3 protein-coding genes and 1 pseudogene are annotated in these 1,793 nt (G+C 46.5%); all 4 read left to right on the top strand.

Going from position 1 to position 1,793, the window contains the following annotated elements:
- Window positions 1-366: pseudogene (locus IBX50_RS20355) on the top strand (nucleoside-diphosphate sugar epimerase); the annotation flags it as partial.
- A 70-nt stretch (window positions 367-436) separates the two neighbouring features.
- Entirely contained in the window at window positions 437-613 is a 177-nt protein-coding gene (locus tag IBX50_RS20360; RefSeq protein ID WP_292258221.1) for a hypothetical protein, read from the top strand.
- On the top strand, window positions 610-1,191 hold the full coding sequence (locus IBX50_RS20365) for a hypothetical protein (protein WP_292258223.1): 582 nt from the start codon (window positions 610-612) through the stop codon (window positions 1,189-1,191). The genes IBX50_RS20360 and IBX50_RS20365 overlap by 4 nt, the downstream gene beginning before the upstream one ends.
- Window positions 1,192-1,220: 29 nt before the next feature.
- A complete protein-coding gene (locus IBX50_RS20370; protein ID WP_292258225.1) occupies window positions 1,221-1,772 on the top strand; it encodes a sugar transferase in 552 nt (183 codons plus the stop codon).
- The last annotated feature ends 21 nt before the right edge of the window (window positions 1,773-1,793 follow it).

Raw genomic sequence — 1,793 nt, forward strand, 5'->3', positions numbered from 1 at the left:
CCCTTGGGTGCTGTGCATAATCAGCGGTCTTTAGTCGCTTTGGATAATCTGGTGGATTTGATCGCGACCTGTGTTGATCATCCCGCTGCTGCTAATCAGGTTTTTCTGGCCGGTGATGGCCAGGACTTATCGACAACCGAGTTGTTACGAGGTGTTGCCAAGGCAATGGGTAAACCATCTCGTCTGCTTCCTGTGCCTGCAGGTTTTTTAAAGTTGGCTGCAACATTACTGGGTAAAAAGGCAGTAGCGGATCGTTTACTTGGATCTTTACAAGTGGATATTTCCAAAGCCAGGATTTTGTTGGGCTGGCAGCCACCGCTGTCGGTAGAGGAAGGCTTAAAGCGCTGTTTTGTTAAAGAGTCTTAGCTATGATTTTTTACTGTAAACTAGCCTGTCGGTTATACTGAATACTGATTTCCACCGTGGGGGCAGATAAATGCACACCGAGCGAATTACTGCTGAACCTTTTAAGCGTAAAGCTGTTGCCTTGACTGATGAGATGATTCAGTACGCCCAATCGCTGCAAAGTGATAAGCAGCGAGCTATTGATTTTCTTAAAAGAGCGGGGATTCTCAACAAAGAAGGTAAGCTGGCCAAGGAGTATGCTGCTTGACAGGAATGTACAGGCTTTCACCATTAATTGGTTTTCATGGCTGTGAAAAGGAGGTCGCAGAACATGTTTTTTCGGGTAAAGCGCACCTCAACCCAAGTGAGAATGGCTATGACTGGTTAGGGTCTGGCATTTATTTCTGGGTGGATAGTTATGAGCGTGCTATCGATTGGGCGCGTGGTAGCTCAAAGATACAAGAGCCCTATGTGGTTGGGGCATTTATTGATCCAGGTTACTGTCTTAACCTGACTGATTTTGGTGTCAACTCAGAGCTGAAAACATCTTATGAGTCGCTTAAAGCCTTGATGGTGAAAGTCGGCCAGCCTTTGCCTGAAAACACCATTACGCATCACGATACATTGATGGTTCGTAAGTTGGACTGTGCTGTGATCAACTATTTGCACCAGTTGCGTGAGGATAAAAACCTCAAGCAATTTAACACTGTTTACGGTGTTTTTGAGGAAGGAAACCCTTTGTTTCAAGGGTCGGCTCTGAAAGAGAAAACTCATGTTCAGATAGCAGTACGCACACCGGATTCTATACTTGGTTATTTTCGGCCTCAGCAGCTTGCAAGCTTCTGAGGTCTTGTTTTCTTAATGGAGCTGGAAAATTGATCCGCATTTTTGATTTTGTTTTTGCCCTGCTGGGTTTGGTGTTTGGTTTTCCTGTGTTGCTTTTGCTGACACTGATTGGTTACTTTGATACCGGCTCTCCCATCTTTCGGCAAGAACGAGTTGGGCGGCATCAAAAGCCGTTTACTTTGGTGAAGTTTCGCACCATGAAGGTGGGAACTGCTTCTGTGGCCAGTCACCTGGCCAGTAGCTCTGCAATTACGCCTTTCGGAAATTTTTTACGTCGTACCAAGCTGGATGAATTGCCGCAGCTTTGGAATGTGCTCAAAGGTGAAATGAGTCTGGTTGGCCCGCGCCCAGGTTTATTTAACCAGCTGGAGTTGATTGAGGCTCGTGCCAGGCGGGGTGTGTTTGATGCTCGTCCGGGTATAACTGGCTTGGCACAGGTGAATGAAATTGATATGTCGACACCAGAGCTGCTGGCAGAAACAGACCAGAAGATGATCCAAAGCCTGACGGTTGGGGATTATTTTAAGTATATTTTTATGACCGTGGCAGGTAAAGGCTCGGGTGATCGGGTTAAGCGCTGAAAAATAGCGGGCAACTAACCC

The organism is Marinospirillum sp., from assembly GCF_014859565.1.

Coding starts and splice junctions, on each gene's coding strand:
- IBX50_RS20360 (WP_292258221.1), top strand. CDS start 437: ATGCACACCGAGCGAATTACTGCTGAACCTTTTAAGCGTAAAGCTGTT.